20 protein-coding genes are annotated in these 16,058 nt (G+C 59.6%); 9 read left to right on the top strand and 11 right to left on the bottom strand.

Annotated elements, in window-relative coordinates; all coding sequences use genetic code 11:
* Positions 1-14 precede the first annotated feature (14 nt).
* The 3 genes from ACR0KX_RS14775 to ACR0KX_RS14765 are packed head-to-tail and all read left to right on the top strand — an operon-like array spanning position 15 to position 1,315.
* Positions 15-443: a YeeE/YedE thiosulfate transporter family protein gene (locus ACR0KX_RS14775; protein WP_170623649.1), complete on the top strand. Its 429-nt coding sequence runs from the start codon at positions 15-17 to the stop codon at positions 441-443.
* Entirely contained in the window at positions 443-874 is a 432-nt protein-coding gene (locus ACR0KX_RS14770) for a DUF6691 family protein (protein WP_170623890.1), read from the top strand. The genes ACR0KX_RS14775 and ACR0KX_RS14770 overlap by 1 nt, the downstream gene beginning before the upstream one ends.
* Before the next feature lie 9 nt (positions 875-883).
* Positions 884-1,315, top strand: coding sequence for a TIGR01244 family sulfur transferase (locus tag ACR0KX_RS14765; protein WP_170520708.1), 432 nt, complete (start codon positions 884-886; stop codon positions 1,313-1,315).
* 16 nt (positions 1,316-1,331) lie between these two features.
* Here ACR0KX_RS14765 and ACR0KX_RS14760 read toward each other — a convergent pair whose 3' ends face one another.
* From ACR0KX_RS14760 to ACR0KX_RS14740, 5 genes are all read right to left on the bottom strand, one after another.
* Positions 1,332-2,417 (bottom strand): FliM/FliN family flagellar motor C-terminal domain-containing protein, encoded by a 1,086-nt coding sequence (locus tag ACR0KX_RS14760; RefSeq protein ID WP_170623651.1) that lies wholly within the window; start codon positions 2,415-2,417, stop codon positions 1,332-1,334.
* 78 nt (positions 2,418-2,495) lie between these two features.
* On the bottom strand, positions 2,496-5,174 hold the full coding sequence (locus ACR0KX_RS14755; RefSeq protein ID WP_170623652.1) for a sensor histidine kinase: 2,679 nt from the start codon (positions 5,172-5,174) through the stop codon (positions 2,496-2,498).
* Entirely contained in the window at positions 5,174-5,482 is a 309-nt protein-coding gene (locus ACR0KX_RS14750; protein ID WP_170623655.1) for a hypothetical protein, read from the bottom strand. The genes ACR0KX_RS14755 and ACR0KX_RS14750 overlap by 1 nt, the downstream gene beginning before the upstream one ends.
* Positions 5,479-5,859 (bottom strand): response regulator, encoded by a 381-nt coding sequence (locus ACR0KX_RS14745; RefSeq protein ID WP_170623657.1) that lies wholly within the window; start codon positions 5,857-5,859, stop codon positions 5,479-5,481. The genes ACR0KX_RS14750 and ACR0KX_RS14745 overlap by 4 nt, the downstream gene beginning before the upstream one ends.
* A gap of 78 nt (positions 5,860-5,937) precedes the next feature.
* Entirely contained in the window at positions 5,938-7,227 is a 1,290-nt protein-coding gene (locus tag ACR0KX_RS14740; RefSeq protein WP_170623659.1) for a helix-turn-helix transcriptional regulator, read from the bottom strand.
* 193 nt (positions 7,228-7,420) lie between these two features.
* Between ACR0KX_RS14740 and ACR0KX_RS14735 the strand changes: the two genes are divergently transcribed.
* From ACR0KX_RS14735 to aat, 4 genes are all read left to right on the top strand, one after another.
* Positions 7,421-7,957, top strand: coding sequence for a LuxR C-terminal-related transcriptional regulator (locus ACR0KX_RS14735; RefSeq protein WP_170454086.1), 537 nt, complete (start codon positions 7,421-7,423; stop codon positions 7,955-7,957).
* Between the two features lie 150 nt (positions 7,958-8,107).
* Positions 8,108-8,605, top strand: coding sequence for an acetyl-CoA carboxylase biotin carboxyl carrier protein (accB, locus tag ACR0KX_RS14730; protein WP_170520700.1), 498 nt, complete (start codon positions 8,108-8,110; stop codon positions 8,603-8,605).
* 9 nt (positions 8,606-8,614) lie between these two features.
* Positions 8,615-9,964, top strand: coding sequence for an acetyl-CoA carboxylase biotin carboxylase subunit (gene accC, locus ACR0KX_RS14725; protein ID WP_170520698.1), 1,350 nt, complete (start codon positions 8,615-8,617; stop codon positions 9,962-9,964).
* Between the two features lie 48 nt (positions 9,965-10,012).
* Positions 10,013-10,645, top strand: coding sequence for a leucyl/phenylalanyl-tRNA--protein transferase (gene aat / locus ACR0KX_RS14720; protein WP_170623660.1), 633 nt, complete (start codon positions 10,013-10,015; stop codon positions 10,643-10,645).
* Here the strand turns inward: aat and ACR0KX_RS14715 are convergent.
* The 6 genes from ACR0KX_RS14715 to ACR0KX_RS14690 all read right to left on the bottom strand — a co-directional run bounded on the left by ACR0KX_RS14715 (position 10,600) and on the right by ACR0KX_RS14690 (position 14,477).
* A complete protein-coding gene (locus ACR0KX_RS14715; protein WP_170520694.1) occupies positions 10,600-10,968 on the bottom strand; it encodes a DUF2155 domain-containing protein in 369 nt (122 codons plus the stop codon). The genes aat and ACR0KX_RS14715 overlap by 46 nt on opposite strands.
* Positions 10,965-11,417, bottom strand: a complete 453-nt coding sequence (gene mlaD / locus ACR0KX_RS14710) for an outer membrane lipid asymmetry maintenance protein MlaD (protein WP_170454095.1) — start codon at positions 11,415-11,417, stop codon at positions 10,965-10,967. The genes ACR0KX_RS14715 and mlaD overlap by 4 nt, the downstream gene beginning before the upstream one ends.
* Positions 11,418-11,429: 12 nt before the next feature.
* A complete protein-coding gene (locus ACR0KX_RS14705; RefSeq protein WP_170454097.1) occupies positions 11,430-11,813 on the bottom strand; it encodes an NADH:ubiquinone oxidoreductase subunit NDUFA12 in 384 nt (127 codons plus the stop codon).
* A 78-nt stretch (positions 11,814-11,891) separates the two neighbouring features.
* On the bottom strand, positions 11,892-12,254 hold the full coding sequence (locus ACR0KX_RS14700) for a RidA family protein (RefSeq protein WP_170454567.1): 363 nt from the start codon (positions 12,252-12,254) through the stop codon (positions 11,892-11,894).
* Between the two features lie 186 nt (positions 12,255-12,440).
* A complete protein-coding gene (gene clpX / locus ACR0KX_RS14695) occupies positions 12,441-13,709 on the bottom strand; it encodes an ATP-dependent Clp protease ATP-binding subunit ClpX (protein ID WP_170454099.1) in 1,269 nt (422 codons plus the stop codon).
* Between the two features lie 135 nt (positions 13,710-13,844).
* Positions 13,845-14,477 carry an ATP-dependent Clp protease proteolytic subunit gene (locus ACR0KX_RS14690; protein ID WP_170454101.1) on the bottom strand — a complete coding sequence of 211 codons (633 nt, stop codon included), beginning with the start codon at positions 14,475-14,477 and terminating at the stop codon, positions 13,845-13,847.
* A gap of 348 nt (positions 14,478-14,825) precedes the next feature.
* Between ACR0KX_RS14690 and ACR0KX_RS14685 the strand changes: the two genes are divergently transcribed.
* On the top strand, positions 14,826-15,167 hold the full coding sequence (locus ACR0KX_RS14685) for a metalloregulator ArsR/SmtB family transcription factor (protein ID WP_170623662.1): 342 nt from the start codon (positions 14,826-14,828) through the stop codon (positions 15,165-15,167).
* Between the two features lie 61 nt (positions 15,168-15,228).
* Entirely contained in the window at positions 15,229-15,366 is a 138-nt protein-coding gene (locus tag ACR0KX_RS14680) for an entericidin A/B family lipoprotein (protein WP_170623664.1), read from the top strand.
* Positions 15,367-16,058: the final 692 nt, after the last annotated feature.

Below are 16,058 nucleotides of genomic sequence, written 5' to 3'. Positions count from 1 at the left end.
AGGATCAATCGAACATGATGACGGCTTGGGTGATGGGCTTGATTGGCGGTGTGCTGATTGGCCTTGGCGGCGCGGTATACCTGTTGGGCAATGGCCGCATCATGGGTGCCAGCGGCATTTTGGGTGGGCTGGTCGATGGCAGTGCGCGCAACGAAGCGGTCGAGCGTTTGGCTTTCCTCGCCGGGGTGATCGGGATGCCCTTGCTGCTGCGGCCATGGATCGCACCGGGGGCCGAAACGCATTTGACCGGCAATCTGGTGCTGGTGATTGTGGCGGGGCTGTTGGTGGGCGTCGGTACGCGCATTGCCAATGGCTGCACCTCGGGGCATGGCGTGTGTGGCATTTCCCGGTTTTCAATGCGTGGGATCGTGGCCACGTTGATCTACATTGCAGCAGGCGGGCTGACCGTGCTGGGCTTGCGGCATATTCTGGGGATCGCATGATGCGAGTATTGATCGCAGCACTTGCCGGGTCCCTGTTTGGCATTGGCCTTCTGGTCTCTGGCATGACCGATACGACCAAAGTGCAAGGCTGGCTGGACGTTTTCGGGGATTGGGACCCGACCCTTGCCTTTGTGATGGGTGGTGCAATCCTGCCAATGATCCTTGCATGGCGTCTTACGACCGGACGGCACCCCATGGCAGGCGGTGAGTTTCCGGCCCCGACGCGCGCCGAGTTTGACCAGAGGTTAATTGTGGGCTCGATCTTGTTCGGGATGGGATGGGGCATGGTGGGGCTGTGCCCCGGTCCGGCGCTGGCCTCGCTCAGCTTTGGCGGCAGCGGCGGGGTGGTGTTTCTGCTGGCCATGATCACGGGAATGTTCCTCGCCCCTCACGTGGGGCCACAGCTAGACAGTGCTGCAAACGCGGCCTAAGGAATTGGCATGGAGATTCGACCTATTACCCCCCGCTACGCCGTCTCACCCCAGATCACGGTCGAGGATGTTCCGGCCATCGCCGAAGCCGGTTTCGTCAAGGTGATCTGCAACCGTCCAAATGCCGAAGTTCCGGCTGACATGCAGTCCGATGCAATCGGCGATGCCGTGCGCGCAGCGGGTCTGGAATATGAAGTTCTGGAACTGACCCATCAGACCATGACGCCTGAAAACGTGTCGCGTCAGCGCGACATGGCCGAGACCTGCAGTGGCCCGGTGCTGGCTTATTGCGCGTCCGGTACACGCTGCTCGGTCGTCTGGGCGCTTGGGCAGTGCGACCGGATGAGCACGGATGAGATTCTCACCGCAACAACCAACGCGGGCTACCAGTTGGAAAACCTGCGCCCAGCCCTGGATCAAATTCGCAACAACGCAGAGTGATCTTGCGGCCCTTCGGTCACATCGGATCTGCGCCATCATCCGGGCCGGTCAGGCCCGCCAGTTGCGAGATTTCCGCGACCATCTGATCCGAATCCGCAAATGAAAGATCGGTGTCCAGCGGATCGGGAATTTCGGTGACATTGGGATATGGGGTGACATCCACTGCGTCAGCGCCCCGGTTCGGCGTCCCGGCGCGGCTTGCGATGAAATCTTGTGCTTCAATATCGGACAGGGCGGGCAAAGCTGCGTGTTCATTGATGCGGACGGCCCGCAGACCGCCACTTTGCCCAAGTCGCCCCACTGCAGCCCGCGTGCGATCGATCGCCAGAACCTCGGTGCGATCAAGACGGGCCCGTTCCAAGGGCAAAACGTCACCAATCCCCAGCCCTGACAAATCGGACAGCGGCACATTCATACGGCACAGCACGGCGTTCAACTCGGCCCGCACAACGCCCGAGGATTGCTCAAGGCGTGCCCCCGCATCCGGTTGCGCCCAGGCATCCTCTTCGACGTCGCAGGGGCGTTGAGGCAACAGGATTGCGATATGGCCCTGCCGGACCCCTCCGGCCAGATCGATTGTCAGTTCGAAACCGCAATAGACCTCTTCCACCAGTGTCAGGCAAAGCGACCGCAAATCCCCGGCGCGGGCCATGTACTCGTAACCGGTCAGGTCGACCTCTTCCTCTGCCATCTCGGCCAGTTCCGCAGCCTTGACCAACGCTTCTTCCACCAAAGGTGCAACCATTGCCGCATCGGTGTTGGTGAAGGCGCGCGCCTCGGGCGGTGTGGCGGAGAGCTGTCCAATCGTCTGGGTCTGCACAATTGCCGACACAGTGTTCGGGTCCAGACAAGCTGCGGCAACCCCGTCAGGACCCTGGAAGAACAACAGCAACCAATCGTCACCCACATCCGCAACCAGATCGGCAGCGGGCTGGTTGGACTGTTTGGCCCCGATAACCGCCAAGGGCAGGTTCAGCCGATCCGCTGCGGCCCGCGCAAAACCCAGACGCAAGGCCCGCAGAATCGAGCGGGGCCGGTTCTTCAAATCCTCCCGCCCCGCTGAAAGCTTGCGCGCCAAAGCCGCATTCACAGTCTGTGCCATGCCCAAAGTTCACCAATTTGACGTGTCCCTGACCACTGGTGTAACCCGGCGAGTGTTACGAAGTTCTTTAGACGACCCCTACTGCGCCGCCTGCTGATAGGCCAGCGGCAGGCTGACACGAAATGCGGCCCCGCCCTGCCCCGGCAGATAGGTGATCTCGCCCCCCAGTCGCTGCATGATCTCGCGGCAGATCGCCAGACCCAGCCCTGCGCCCCCGGCCTTGTCGGCGCCGACACGGGCGAATTTCTCGAAAACCAGCGATTGCGCCTCGGCGGGGATGCCGCCGCCGTTGTCGATGAAATCGATCACCAAGCGCCCGCCGACATCATGGGCCGAGATAGTCAGAACAGGCTCGTCCGCATCGCAGTATTTTTGCGCATTCGAGATCAGGTTGATAAACACCTGCCCCAACCGATCCAGATCGGTATGCAGAGCAAAGCGTTCGGACGTCCGGCTGCGACGCACGGTCAGGCCCCTGTCCGACCCGGCCAGGGCACTGGACACCGCGCGATCCAGAATTGAACGCAAAGTGCCTTCACCCATGTTCAGATTGACCTGCCCGTTTTCCAGAACGCTCAGGTCCAGCAGGTCGTCCAGCAATCGGGTCAGTCGCAGCGCCTCGTCATGAATGATCGCCGCATAGCGCGTTTGCTCTTCGGCGCTCAGCCCCTCGGTGTCGCGCATGATCTCGGAAAACGCTCGGATCGACGTCATCGGCGTACGCAATTCATGGCTGACCTGGCTAAGGAAGCTGTCTTTTTGTTCAGACACCAGCGTCAGCTTTGTGTTCGCTTCACGCAGTTGACGGGCGGTACGGCTCAGCTCGGCCGATTTCATTTCCAACTGGCTGGAATATTCAAGCAACTGAGCGGATTCGTCGGCCACAGCCAGCAGATCCTCGACCGACACCGACGCGCCACCGACGATCTGGCCAATCATCGCATGGGCCGTCGCCGCCCCGACGGAACCGCTGAGTTCCCGCTCCAGCCGGTTCAGGAAGCCCGGCGTCGGTTCGGGCATGTGCGAACGGGCCCCTTGTTGTTCCGCTTCGGCCAGAAAGAACTCCTGCGCGGGACCTGTGCCCAGAATCCGCTGGGTCATGATCATCAGGTCTTCGCTTTGCGCCACCGATCCGGTCCACCCGCGCGGGGCGACGGAATGATCAAAGACGTTGACGAACTGCGCGCCTTGCAGGCGTTCCAGCGGGCTGGGAAAGCTGAGCAGCGAGGCAACGCAGAATGCGATTGTGTTCAGGGACATCGACCACATCACGGTGTGGACCATCGGGTCCATTCCTTCGATGCCGAACATCGCCTGCGGGCGCAGCCAGCTGATCCCGAACGGCCCGTAGTCCAACACCGACTGCGGCATCCAAGCCCCGCCCATCCCGGGTAGAAGCAGCGTGTAAATCCACAGAACAAACCCGACCGACAGCCCAACCAAAGCGCCCGTCCGCGTCGCCCCTCGCCAGAACAGGCCACCGACCAGAGCGGGCAGAATTTGTGAGATACCGGCGAAGGCGATCAACCCGATCGAGGCCAGCGCCGCGCCACCCCCGGACAGGCTGTAGTAGAAATACCCCAGCGCCATGATAACCGCGATGGATACGCGCCGCGCCATCAAAACGATGTTGCGGACATCGCCTGAAACCGAGCCCGCGCTTTCATGGGTATTCAGCCAGATCGGCATGACCACATGGTTCGATACCATCGTCGACAAGGCCATAGCCGTCACGATCACCATCGATGTGGCCGAGGAAAACCCGCCGATAAAGGACAACATGGCCAGCCAGTCATTGCCCTGAGACAGCGGCACCGTCAGAACAAACAAATCCGGGTTTGATCCGGGCGGCAACAGGTCCAGCCCGACGACAGCGATGGGGACGACAAACAAGCTCATCAACAGCAGATACAGCGGAAAGGCCCAGGCGGCGGTTCTCAGGTGGCCTTCGTCGTCGTTTTCCACGACCATGACCTGAAACATCCGTGGCAGGCAGACGAAGGCGGCGGCAGACAGAAAGATGAAGGTGGTCCAGCGCCCGGCATCCACATGCCACTGGCCAATCTCGGACGCATCAATCTTGTCCATCATCGGACCGATGCCGCCAGCAATGCCCCAGACAACGAAGACACCAACCGCAATCAGGGCAAACAGCTTGACCACGGATTCAACCGCAATCGCCATGACCACGCCATGATGGCGCTCATTCGCATCTAGATTTCGGGTGCCAAACAGAATGGCAAAGACGGCCAGCCCGGCGGCAACCCAGAACACGTTCGACCCGCCGCGATAGAGGCCCGAGGGATCAGCCTCGACAAAGATCGAGAAGGACAGTGTGATCGACTGAAGCTGCAGGGCGATATAGGGCGTGCCGCCCAGAACGGCCAGAATGGTGACGCAGACCGCCAGCGTATTGGATTTGCCATAACGCGACGACAAAAGGTCCGCGATGGATGTCACCCGCTGGCTGCGCCCGACGCGGACCAGTTTACGCAATCCCCACCACCAGCTGACCATCACCAGCGTCGGGCCCAGATAGATCGTCACAAATTCCAACCCGGATCGGGCCGCGTTGCCGACCGCACCATAAAACGTCCAGGCGGTGCAGTAGATCGACAGGGACAGCGTGTAGATCAGAGGTGAGCGTAGCCACTTCCCCTTCCCTGCCGCAGCCATTCGGTCGGCGGCAAAGGCAACGCCGAACAACAGCACTACATAGCCCAAACTGACCAGGATCAGGATGTTGAGCGTGGCCATCACTCGGTGTCCGCGTCAAAGTCGCCGCGCATGCCCAGGCGACGGGCGGTCAGGCCAAAGATCAGGCCAACGGCGATCAGAAAACCCCAGCAGACGAAGATGTAGAACATCGCCGAAGACAACGGCACCGCCTGATCCCCGGACGCCCGGTCAGGCCACAGCAGCGGGATCGCCAGCAACGCGGCCCCCATGAAAGGCAACAACCGCGCCGCGTCGGTCAGCCTGCGGCGGCGATAGCTTTGGCGTCCCAGAAACAGCGAGGGGCGCGTGCCTTTTGGCTTGGGGTCTGTTTCTTCCGGGGGGCTCATAATCGGGATGCCTGCGCGTGCAGATCCCGCACCGCAGTCAGCACCTCTGCATTGGAAAAGGGTTTGGTCATGAAGCGGCTGACACCCGCATTCTCGGCCATTTCCCGATCCCTGGATTGTCCGCGCGCGGTCAGCATCAGGATCGGCAGGCTTTGCATGTCGTCCAGGTCTCGCAAGTCGCGCAGAATATCCATGCCACTTTTCCCGGGCAGCATGACGTCCAGAATCACAAGGTCCGGGTTCGCTGTCCGGATCACCTGAACGGCGTCTGCCCCATCGGCATGTGTTTCAACCTGCCACCCTTCGCGGGTCAGCAGAAATCGGATTGCCTCAGCTATGTTCGGCTCATCCTCGATCAACAGAACCTTGCGGCTCATATTTGCAGTTCCTCCCCATGGCAACTGGCGCACAAAGCCCGCTGCCACCGCCAGATTAAGCGCTCAGTCAGGATACTGTCAAAAGCCTTCGTTTAGAATCGAAGGCTCGCGCCGGGACGCGCAGTCTTTGCTGGGGCACACCCGGCAGTTTGCCCCAACCCGGGTCGAGGCGACACCCTGTACCCCATCCCCGACCGGGCGCACCAACATGGCCGAGCGATAAGCAGGGTCCTGATCGTATCCGGGCGTAGAATGAAGCCACGCATAGGCGTGGCATTCAAATTCAGCAGAACTGCGCCCAAGCTGCGCGATTTGCTTTCGCACCGGTACCAAGGGACGGCTTAACGCGGTGAACAGCGGCCATAACGGGCAGGCCTCGCCATGACGCGGCAGAACAAAACCGGGAAGCGGCTTGAAGAACAGGATGCTGCCGGATGCGTCGCACAGAACCAAACCGGCCGGGCGGTGCAGTACACTTTCCGGCAGAAAGGCCATCCGCCGCAGAACCGTTGCAACATCGACCGAGAGCAGGCGGGCCAGTTCGATTGGGTCCGGCTCTTTCGCCTCCATCAGCTTTTCAAGCTGGGCAAGCGGCATCGCCCTTGCGTCCTGTGCGCACAGGTCCAGAACCTCGCGCGCCACGGTGCGCGCGGCGGCTGTGTTCAGCCCGTCCAGATTGACATCGGCGGACCCGCCCTCCTCGAGTTCGGGGAAACTGTAACCACGCGCGGCAAAGAAACTTTCGACCTCTTCCAGGGGTACGCCCCGCGGGTCGGTGGCCGAGTCGCTTTCGTCCAGATAGGTCACCAGCGCCTTGGAACTGTCGGCCAGCCGTTCGGCATCCTGATGAAGGTTCTTGTGAAATCGCTCCTGCCACTCGGCATCAATGTCCTGCGTGTCCGCCAGAATGCCCGCCGTCGAGCGAATCGCGGCTGCCGTCGACAGAACCTCGTGCATCGCGGCCGCCAGATGCGGGTCGTGGGTCAAACGGTCTGACAGGGTTTCTACCGTGCGCTCTAACGAGATCACCCGCTGATGCATTTGCGCCAAGACACCCGCCCAGCCCGGAAAGCGCCCGGCGAATTCCTCAAGCCCGTCAACCTCGGCCTCTTGCCCGACCGCATCAACCGCCGCCTCTCGCAAGGCCGAGATCAGCGTTGCCTCGATCCCCTGCGTCAGCAGCGATGGCTCAACTGCCAGTGCCCCGGCAATATCGACCAACAATTTGCCCCCGATCCGGCGGCGATTGTGTTCGATCAGGTTCAGGTAGGACGCAGAAATTCCGACACGACGCGCCAGTTCAGCCTGTCGCAACCCGGCAATCTGGCGCCGTTCACGTATGCGGCTTCCGGTAAGAGTGTCGCGCATAGCACCACCTCCTGAGCGCTGCGAATGATCTAGTTGTTTTCAGATTATTCTATTTTTTGCATTCAGTTAAGCCGTACTTTTCACTATGGATTTACAACTTTGACACCGACGGCGAAAAGCACGATGGCGCAGAATATCCGGCGACTGCGCAAGGCCCCTTCTAATCCGCCTCAATTCCCGGCACGATAAGACCATGAGCGACCCCGCATTCGAATACGCCCCCATCGGTCTGGTTGAACTGGAAAACCGGATCATCCGGCGGTGCAATCTGCAATTCGCACGCACCTTCGGGGGCGAGGAAGTCGATTATCGCAACATGCCGCTTTTGCATCTGTACCCTTCGGTCGCTGATTGGGAACGGATCGGGGAACGCAGCCTGCAGGTGATGCGCAGCACCGGCTATTATACCGACGAACGGGTGATGCGTCGGCGCGATGGCGATCTGTTCTGGTGCCGGGCGCGAGGACGGTCGCTGACACCAGACGACCCGTTTCGCCATGGAATCTGGAGCTTCTCCGATATCTCTGAAGAGCGCCCCCTCGTCGAGTTGACCGTGCGCGAACGCGAGGTCGCAATCCTGTCCTGCCGGGGTCTTTCGGCAAAAGAAATCGGCATGGAACTGGGGCTGAGCTACCGCACGATCGAGGCCTATCGCGCCCGCCTGCTTGAAAAATTCGGGGCGCGTAAACTGCCGGAACTGGTGGCGAAACTGTCAGGCATGCCCCTGTGACGCGAAACTGCCTGTGCAGCAGGGGCAAAAGGTTCGTTTTCTCCTGTCAGACTGCGCTTTTCATGACCGGTCGCTTGGCTTATAACGCTGCGTAATCATACCAAAGCCCGCGCGAACAGACGGGCCAAAGGGGAACCGTCGAGGACACTCATGACAGATACCAAACACGAAGCGGATGTGGCGTTCATCAAGGCACTGGCCGAATTGCTGCGCGAAAACGACCTGACCGAACTGGAAGTCATGCGCGAATATGGCGACGACGACAGCCTGAATGTCCGCGTCAGCCGTGCGGCTCAGGCGGTTGCCGCCCCGGTGCAGGTTGCCGTTCCTGCGGCTGCACCCGTCGCACCCGTTGCCGCAGCAGCCCCGGCCGCCGCGGAAGCCCCCGCCGCACAGGAAGATCCGGCCAGCCACCCCGGCGCTGTGACGTCACCCATGGTCGGCACGGTCTACATGCAGCCCGAACCTGGTGCGCCTGCCTTTATCTCGGTCGGTGCGTCCGTGTCCGAAGGCGATACGCTGCTGATTGTCGAAGCGATGAAAACCATGAACCACATCCACGCGCCCAAATCGGGCACCATCAAGCGTGTTCTGGTCGGCGATGGCGATGCTGTGGAATTCGGCACCCCTCTGGTCATCATCGAGTAAGGCGGGCCCATGTTCGACAAGATCCTGATTGCCAACCGAGGCGAGATCGCCCTGCGCGTCATCCGCGCCGCGCGCGAGATGGGGATTAAGACGGTCGCCGTGCACTCCACCGCCGACAGCGACGCGATGCATGTGCGCATGGCAGACGAATCGGTGTGCATCGGCCCTCCGCCCAGCCCGCAAAGCTATCTGTCGGTGCCTGCAATCATCTCGGCCTGTGAGATTACCGGCGCGCAGGCGATCCATCCCGGCTATGGCTTCCTGTCCGAAAATGCCGAGTTCGTGCAGATCGTCGAAGACCACGGCATCACCTTCATCGGCCCCACCGCTGAACATATCCGCGTCATGGGCGACAAGATCACCGCCAAGGACACGATGAAGGAACTGGGTGTGCCTTGTGTTCCCGGCTCGGACGGTGGCGTTCCCACGCTGGAAGACGCCAAACGCATCGGTGAGGAATTCGGCTATCCCGTCATCATCAAGGCCACCGCAGGTGGCGGCGGCCGCGGCATGAAAGTCGCGATGAACGCCGCCGAGATGGAAAGCGCCTTCATGACCGCCCGGGCCGAAGGCAAAGCCGCCTTTGGCAATGACGAGGTCTATATCGAGAAATACCTGACCACGCCGCGCCATATCGAGATTCAGGTCTTCGGCGACGGCAAAGGCAACGCCGTCCATCTGGGCGAGCGTGACTGTTCCTTGCAACGCCGCCACCAGAAGGTGTTTGAAGAGGCCCCCGGCCCCTGCATCACCCCCGAAGAACGTGCCAGAATCGGCAAGATCTGCGCCGATGCGGTGGCCAAGATCAACTATATCGGCGCGGGCACCATCGAGTTCCTGTACGAAAATGGCGAGTTCTATTTCATCGAGATGAACACCCGCCTGCAGGTGGAACACCCTGTCACCGAAGGCATCTTTGGCGTCGATCTGGTGCGCGAACAAATCCGCGTTGCAGCTGGTGAGCCGATGTCCTTCGGTCAGGACGATCTGGAAATCAACGGCCACGCCATCGAGGTTCGGATCAACGCCGAAAAGCTGCCAAACTTCTCTCCCTGCCCCGGCAAGATCACCGCGTATCACGCGCCGGGTGGTCTGGGCGTACGGATGGATTCGGCGCTGTATGACGGCTATTCGATCCCACCCTATTACGACTCGCTGATCGCCAAGCTGATCGTTCAAGGCCGCGACCGGGCCGAGGCTCTGGCCCGTCTGGATCGCGCTTTGGGAGAGTTGATCGTGGACGGCATCGACACAACCGTGCCCCTGTTTCACGCGCTGTTGCAGGAACCCGACCTGCATAGCGGCGACTATAACATCCACTGGCTGGAGCACTGGCTTGCGGAGAATATGGGCGAATAAAGTCGCAAGGCCGGACGGGTCCACCCGTCCGGGCTCCGGGCATATCCGATGAGCCTGACCCCTGAACTTCTGCTGCATGGATATTCCATCGGCATTTTTCCGATGGCCGAACATCGGGATGACCCGAACCTGTTCTGGGTCGACCCGAAACTGCGGGGCGTGTTCCCGCTGGACGGATTTCACATCTCACGAAGTCTGGCCCGGCGTATCCGTAATTGCGGTTTCGACGTCACTATCAACCGGGATTTTGCCGCAGTCGTCGACGGCTGCGCCGACAGGGCCGACACCTGGATCAACGCCGAACTGCGAGATCTCTATAGCCAATTGCATCAGGCCGGCCACGCGCATTCGCTTGAAATCTGGGACCATGACCAATTGGTCGGCGGCGTTTACGGGGTTGTTCTGGGCACAGCTTTCTTTGGGGAAAGCATGTTTTCGCGCCGCACCGATGCCTCAAAAATCGCCCTGGCCTATCTGGTCGATCGGCTTCGCCAAACCGGGTTTCAACTGTTCGATACCCAGTTTCTGACGGCCCACCTTGCCTCACTCGGGGCCATCGAAATACCGCGCAGCCGCTACAGGAAAGCATTGGAAGATGCGATCAGCGCCAGCGCCGATTTTACGGCCCCGATAACTCAGTCGGCTGGGGGTGTGATACAGCGGATCACCCAGACATCGTAACGCGCGTGATCCAAAGCGTTCAGCGCGGGCGACGTGGCGATCATCCAACCATCAAACAGCTGATCGGCTTTGCCCGTTTCCCAGATCGTCAGATAGGCAAAGGCATCGCCCGTCGGGTTGTCCGCCGGATAGCGGCAATCCCCTAGTGCGACGTCCAGACCAAACACCGGCTGAGTCTCGCCGCTTTGCATTTCGACATCGACCGTCTGACCGCTGACCTTGTCCAGGCCACGCAGCATCGCCCCGGGCCCGGATTCAACCTTCTGCTGTGCCGCCGCGCCCGTCGCGCAGAGCAGCAGAGCGGTCAGCGCCAGCCCCCTCATTCGCCGCCGTCTCCGGCAACGAATTTGACCAGCAATGAGATCAGGCTGACCGCGCCCTGTGTGTCCTCAATCTCGTCCCCTGGCTCAAAAAAGAACGGAGAGCCGCCGGGCATCACCTCGACAAAGTTGCCACCCAGCAACCCCTCGGACGAAATCACAATGGCGCTGTCATCGGGCACCAGAATCCCGTCAGAAATCGTGAAGGTCGTATCCGCACGGTACGTGTCCGCGTTTAGTTCAACACCGGTTACGGTGCCGATCTTGACGCCAGCCAGACGGACATCGGTGCCAACACCAACCCCTTCGAGCGAGCGGAAGGACGCGCCCAACTCGTAACCAGTGCCGCCCTGGGACAGGCCGGTCGATTGGCTGGCATAAACGCCAAATGCAACGGCAACGGCCAATACGGCGCCACCGACGAAAACTTCGGTCCAATTATGGGTCGACATTGCTCGCCTCTGTTATTCGGGGCTCCAGGCCTCGTAATCTTTGCGCTCGACCGGATCAGGCCTGCGCAACGATCCTGCCGGAGTGTATGCCAATGCAGTGCCCGTCAGGTTTTCCTGATGCGGCTTTTCCCAGGATTTGTGGGGCAGCGGCTTGTCGGTCGGCGGCTCATCCCAAGTCCGGTGCAACCAACCGTGCCAGTCCGGATCAACGCGGCTCGCCTCTGCCTCACCGTTGAAAATCACCCAGCGTTTGCTGTCATCCGCATTGCGGTAAAACACGTTGCCTTCATTGTCTTCACCAACTTTGACACCTTTGCGCGCTGTATAAAGTTTCGTGTTCAGGGTCGCCCCGTTCCACCAAGTCACAGCCTGCAAAAGAGTGTTCAGAAGTCCCATAGGTGATCTCCGGCGTGTTCGTCAGGCAAGATATGACCGAAAGGCGGGCAAAGGTCCAGTACCACCCGCGTGACTGCGTCACTCGGGCAAGAATGCCGTCACTTCGATTTCAATACGGTATTTCGGATCGATCAGACCACACTCGATCATCGTCGCCGCCGGAGGGTTTGCGCCAAAGGTTTCGGCCAGAATGGGCCAGCAAGGTTCAAATTCATGACGATCCGGCAACATGTAGGTGACGCGAACAACGTCTGAGAATTCCGCTCCGGCCTCTGCCAGTGCTTTTTCTATGATGGACAACGCAGACCGGCATTGTGAGACAACGTCATCTCCCTGCCCGACGGTCCCGGCAACATGTACCCAACCACCTGCAACCACGGCGCGGCAATACCCGGCCTTGGCTTCGAATTCGCCACCTGAAGAAATACGTTTCACTGCGATCCACCGTACCGAGAACTTAAAAGGACTCCACCACGCAAACCGGATTCATTGCGAGGCTCTGCCTCGCGCTCCGAGATATTTTTAGCCAGATGAAGAAAGGATCCGCACTTCTTCTGTTTCAAAATACCTCGGGGGAATCGTGGCTTGCCACGATGGGGGCAGAGCCCCCCTGAACCGTCGCTTGGGTTAACCTGCGGATGCAGATTCCGGTGCTGCATCTGCGTAAATGATCAGGGGCTGCGCGTCCGAACTGACCGCCTCTTCATTGACGACAACTTCGGTCACGTTCTTCATGCCCGGCAGCTCGAACATCGTATCCAGAAGAATATCCTCAAGGATCGACCGCAGTCCCCGCGCGCCCGTTTTGCGTTCGATCGCTTTCTTGGCAATCGCCTTCAGCGCATCGTCCGTAAAGCCAAGCTCGGCATCTTCCAGTTCGAACAGGCGCTGGTACTGCTTGACCAGAGCGTTCTTGGGCTTGGTCAGGATGGTGACCAGAGCATCTTCGTCCAGATCTTCCAGCGTCGCCAATACCGGCAGACGGCCGACAAATTCCGGGATCAGGCCAAATTTCAGCAGATCTTCAGGCTCGAGATCCTTGAAAATCTCACCCACGCCGCGGTCATCATTGTCACGCACATCGGCGCCAAAGCCCATGGCCGAACCCTTGCCACGTTGCGCAATGATCTTGTCGAGCCCCGCAAAGGCCCCGCCACAGATGAACAGGATGTTCGTGGTGTCCACCTGCAGGAACTCCTGCTGCGGGTGCTTGCGCCCCCCTTGCGGCGGAACGCTGGCCACGGTGCCTTCCATCAGCTTCAACAGCGCCTGTTGAACACCTTCGCCGGAGACGTCGCGCGTGATCGAGGGGTTCTCGGACTTTCGGGTAATCTTGTCGACCTCGTCGATATAGACGATACCGCGCTGCGCGCGCTCGACATTGTATTCGCTGGCCTGGAGCAGTTTCAGGATGATGTTCTCGACATCTTCACCCACGTAACCAGCTTCGGTCAGCGTGGTTGCGTCCGCCATGGTAAACGGTACATCCAGAATACGCGCCAGAGTCTGTGCCAGAAGCGTCTTACCGCAGCCCGTCGGGCCGATCAGCAGGATATTGGACTTGGCGAGTTCAATATCGCTGCCCGCTTTCTGGGCGTGGTTCAGACGTTTGTAGTGGTTGTGCACCGCCACGGACAGCACGCGCTTGGCGGTGGCCTGACCGATCACGTAATCGTCCAAAACCTCGCAGATATCCTTGGGCGTCGGCACACCATCGGATGACTTCAGCCCGCTGGCCTTGGTCTCTTCGCGGATGATATCCATGCACAGCTCGACACATTCATCACAGATGAAAACGGTCGGTCCTGCGATCAGCTTGCGCACCTCATGCTGGCTTTTTCCACAAAAGCTACAGTAGAGCGTGTTTTTGCCGTCACCGCCTGAATTCGTCGCCATGATCTACCTTTCGGGCTTCGTCCCTGCGCCCCTGTCTGCCGGGGCGCCCTTGCGCATGTTCGTGCAGCTTAGGCCAGCACTGTGGCGGCTACAATCTCAAAATGACCCCCGCGCGATGGGCGCGGGGTCCGTCTCTTAGGCCTCTTCCGTGTCCATCTTGGCACGGTTTTCAACGATCTCGTCGATGTGGCCCCATTCTTTCGCCTCTTCCGGGCTCATGAAATTGTCACGATCCAGCGCCTTTTCAACCGCCTTTTTGGTTTGGCCGGTATGACGCACGTAAATGTCATACAGACGATCCTTCAGCTTTTGCGTCTCGGCCGCGTGGATCATGATATCGCTGGCCTGACCCTGATAACCACCGCTGGGCTGGTGCACCATGATCCTGCTATTGGGCAGCGAGAACCGCATCCCCTTTTCACCACCGGCCAGCAGAACCGACCCCATCGAGGCCGCCTGACCGATCACCAGCGTCGAACATTTCGGCTTGATGTACTGCATTGTGTCGTAGATCGACAAACCGCTGGTCACCACACCACCCGGCGAGTTGATGTAGATCGAGATTTCCTTGTTGGGGTTTTCCGCCTCAAGATGCAGCAGCTGGGCCACCACCAGATGGCTCATCCCGTCATGGATCGGGCCGTTGATAAAGATGATCCGCTCTTTCAGCAGACGCGAGAAGATGTCATATGCGCGCTCGCCGCGGCTGGTCTGTTCGACCACCATGGGGACAAGCGTATTCATGTAGGTGTCTACTGGATCGAACATTCGTAACCTGCCTGATTTGCTATGGTTCGGGAGACTATCCCAACAAGTATTACCCGAGTCTTAGTGTCGCCACTGGGGGGCTGCAAGGGGGGCTGCAAACATCGGCCCCCGATTGTGGAAATGTTGGTGGGTTGCGACAGCCGACATGCCTGAAACCGACCTGTTCCGCGAATGCCCCTGGATCATAAAGGACAAGGGTTACGATAAATTCCCCTTTCATTCATCACGACATTTTGATTCATGCATATAGGAAAATACGTCCAAACTACGCAACGGAGTGTTTCGCACGCAAAGCACTTAAGGAATGAAAACAACGCCCGCTCATCGGGCCTGCAAGGAATAGAAGTGATGGCCCTTCCCCAGCTATCTTCGGACATGACTCGAGATGATCTAGACCGAATGGTCGACAATGCGACCCGCGCCTCAAACTTTCTGAAGGCGATCAGCCACGAAGGTCGGTTGATGATCCTGTGTCATCTTGTGTCCGGCGAAAAATCTGTAACCGAACTGGAAGAGTTGCTGTCCGCCCGTCAGGCCGCCGTGTCGCAACAACTGTCCCGGCTGCGGCTGGAAGGTCTGGTCTTGCCGCGACGTGAGGGCAAAGCCATTTACTATCGGCTTGCGGATGATCGCCCCCGCAAGATGCTGGAAACCGTCTACGAACTGTTTTGTCAGGACGACGCAGCCTAACGCTGGCCCGCCGTTGGAAAAGGTGCTACCGAACACAGGATCGAGCACTAAGGAGACAAGCATGATCCGCGCAATTCTGATTGGCCTGAGCCTGTTTGCACTGACCGCCTGCGAAACCGCCAAAGGCGCTGGCAAAGACATTGAAAAGGCCGGAGACGCGATCCAGAACGCCGCGACCGAGGTTCAGGAGAACATCTGACACGCCCAGCATATTGCGGGGTCGCGTAGAATTGCATCAACATATTGTTGAAAACCTGATCCGAAGGCGCTAGGCTGACAGGCACAGGTGCATAGACGCGGCATTGCATTTCTGACGTTAAGACGGGGTTCTTTCGTTCGCGCGAAAGAACCCCGTTGCCATTTGCGGGGGTCGTAAGTGGTAGCCTGTATGGAACCCTGATCTGGAATAGGAAAAGGCGTCAGGTGCGCAGACGCGGTCTTTGCATGCATCCTTTCGGACACTCCTGACGCCTTGCCGGTCCGACTTGCCCCGAGGGGTGCGCCGATCCAGTTGCCTCAGCCCCTTGCGAAACTGTGGCTGCCGCTTTGAACCCGAAGGCCTCCGCAGCGCGCCTGAACCGTTTCAAACGTTGACCTCTCACCACTGGGCGGACACCCAACACTGACCGATCACCGCCTGGCAAACCTTTGCAAACTAAGCCAAACCCTAAGATCTACTTAACTTGCTTCGGCCACCTTGGCCCTTGCGCCCCGCCGCCCTATCCGAAGAAGTGCTGCGGTAATAAGACTGTTACATTGCGCCCTTTATCCGGCAAGAAAATAGCACTGCAGCATGGAAATTAGACGGGGATAACCTGTTGATATCTGGCTGGAGGGCGATGTGGATAAATCGAGAAGTTTTGCAACCGCGCAGGCTTGGTGCCGGAAAAG

It is taken from the genome of Ruegeria sp. BG5, assembly GCF_056538425.1.
The sequence above is the reverse complement of the archived record's forward strand: the minus strand, read 5'-3'. Positions and strand labels throughout refer to the sequence as shown.

What these genes read in the sequence shown, in the direction of transcription:
- ACR0KX_RS14750 (WP_170623655.1), bottom strand. Translation starts at nt 5,482, where the DNA reads ATGAGCCCCCCGGAAGAAACAGACCCCAAGCCAAAAGGCACGCGCCCC.
- ACR0KX_RS14770 (WP_170623890.1), top strand. Translation starts at nt 443, where the DNA reads ATGCGAGTATTGATCGCAGCACTTGCCGGGTCCCTGTTTGGCATTGGC.
- ACR0KX_RS14715 (WP_170520694.1), bottom strand. Translation starts at nt 10,968, where the DNA reads ATGAGGGGGCTGGCGCTGACCGCTCTGCTGCTCTGCGCGACGGGCGCG.
- ACR0KX_RS14740 (WP_170623659.1), bottom strand. Translation starts at nt 7,227, where the DNA reads ATGCGCGACACTCTTACCGGAAGCCGCATACGTGAACGGCGCCAGATT.
- ACR0KX_RS14760 (WP_170623651.1), bottom strand. Translation starts at nt 2,417, where the DNA reads ATGGCACAGACTGTGAATGCGGCTTTGGCGCGCAAGCTTTCAGCGGGG.
- ACR0KX_RS14765 (WP_170520708.1), top strand. Translation starts at nt 884, where the DNA reads ATGGAGATTCGACCTATTACCCCCCGCTACGCCGTCTCACCCCAGATC.
- accC (WP_170520698.1), top strand. Translation starts at nt 8,615, where the DNA reads ATGTTCGACAAGATCCTGATTGCCAACCGAGGCGAGATCGCCCTGCGC.
- clpX (WP_170454099.1), bottom strand. Translation starts at nt 13,709, where the DNA reads ATGGCGACGAATTCAGGCGGTGACGGCAAAAACACGCTCTACTGTAGC.
- ACR0KX_RS14755 (WP_170623652.1), bottom strand. Translation starts at nt 5,174, where the DNA reads ATGGCCACGCTCAACATCCTGATCCTGGTCAGTTTGGGCTATGTAGTG.
- mlaD (WP_170454095.1), bottom strand. Translation starts at nt 11,417, where the DNA reads ATGTCGACCCATAATTGGACCGAAGTTTTCGTCGGTGGCGCCGTATTG.
- ACR0KX_RS14685 (WP_170623662.1), top strand. Translation starts at nt 14,826, where the DNA reads ATGGCCCTTCCCCAGCTATCTTCGGACATGACTCGAGATGATCTAGAC.
- ACR0KX_RS14705 (WP_170454097.1), bottom strand. Translation starts at nt 11,813, where the DNA reads ATGGGACTTCTGAACACTCTTTTGCAGGCTGTGACTTGGTGGAACGGG.
- ACR0KX_RS14680 (WP_170623664.1), top strand. Translation starts at nt 15,229, where the DNA reads ATGATCCGCGCAATTCTGATTGGCCTGAGCCTGTTTGCACTGACCGCC.
- ACR0KX_RS14690 (WP_170454101.1), bottom strand. Translation starts at nt 14,477, where the DNA reads ATGTTCGATCCAGTAGACACCTACATGAATACGCTTGTCCCCATGGTG.
- aat (WP_170623660.1), top strand. Translation starts at nt 10,013, where the DNA reads ATGAGCCTGACCCCTGAACTTCTGCTGCATGGATATTCCATCGGCATT.
- accB (WP_170520700.1), top strand. Translation starts at nt 8,108, where the DNA reads ATGACAGATACCAAACACGAAGCGGATGTGGCGTTCATCAAGGCACTG.
- ACR0KX_RS14745 (WP_170623657.1), bottom strand. Translation starts at nt 5,859, where the DNA reads ATGAGCCGCAAGGTTCTGTTGATCGAGGATGAGCCGAACATAGCTGAG.
- ACR0KX_RS14775 (WP_170623649.1), top strand. Translation starts at nt 15, where the DNA reads ATGATGACGGCTTGGGTGATGGGCTTGATTGGCGGTGTGCTGATTGGC.
- ACR0KX_RS14735 (WP_170454086.1), top strand. Translation starts at nt 7,421, where the DNA reads ATGAGCGACCCCGCATTCGAATACGCCCCCATCGGTCTGGTTGAACTG.